This is a genomic window from Klebsiella sp. AqSCr, assembly GCF_008452795.1.
Taxonomy (GTDB): domain Bacteria; phylum Pseudomonadota; class Gammaproteobacteria; order Enterobacterales; family Enterobacteriaceae; genus Klebsiella; species Klebsiella pneumoniae.
Map to the genome: position 1 here is coordinate 1 of NZ_MJDM01000016.1, position 776 is coordinate 776.

At 55.9% G+C, this 776-nt stretch carries 1 protein-coding gene; it reads right to left on the reverse strand.

Annotation, left to right across the window (positions count from 1 at the left end):
* Nucleotides 1-776: conjugal transfer protein TraN (locus BHE81_RS25510; RefSeq protein WP_149888848.1), on the reverse strand; the 776-nt coding region annotated here is incomplete at both ends.

Genomic DNA, 776 nt, shown 5'->3' on the forward strand with positions numbered 1-776 from the left:
TTGGCCAGCGCCTTTTCCTCGCTGCTGCAGCGTGCCAGCCCCACATCCTGGCCCCAGCCGCTGTCTTTGCAGCAGTTACTGAAGCCGGCAGCAAACTTCTTACAGAACTTCGCTTTTCCGGTGAATGCCCGGACATCCACCCCGTTCAGTGCCGCGACGTCCTTCCCCGCGGCAGCCAGTGCCGCCAGCTCAGACACCGCCTGCCCAAAGTCGTTGCTCTTCCCGGACGTGGCTTTGTCACATTCACCATCAAGGCAGAAGACATCACCGCCGCAGATCATTTGCTTGCCACTCGTCCTGGTTTCGCAGGAATACGTTGCATATTCATGCAGGCACGTGCCTTCCTCGCTGGAGAAGGCGCACTGGCGGGATGACAGAGTACAGGCCGTATTTTTCATCAGGCTTTCACAGGAGCCGTTGTCCGCCGGCTGCGTGAGCCAGGTATCCTTATATTTCCAGCAGGCCTCCGTGAACGAGTAATCCCTGCCTCCGAGGGTGATGGTTCGCGTTCCTCCCGGACTGATACATTCCTCGCCCGTTTTTTTCCCTTCATCCTTACTGAACGGACAGTTTTCAACCCAGACGACTTCAGGTGCATAGACGGTTTCGGTTTCTTCCATCACCAGGGTGACCGTGACCTGTACGGGTTTCTGGCTGGCCGATGATACGGTCCGTGATGTTTTGCTTACTGAAAAGTTCTGCCCAGCAGTGACCGCTTTGTCCACACCAAACGACTGATGAATCTTCCCCTTCCCGTCATAGGTATATTTCGTACA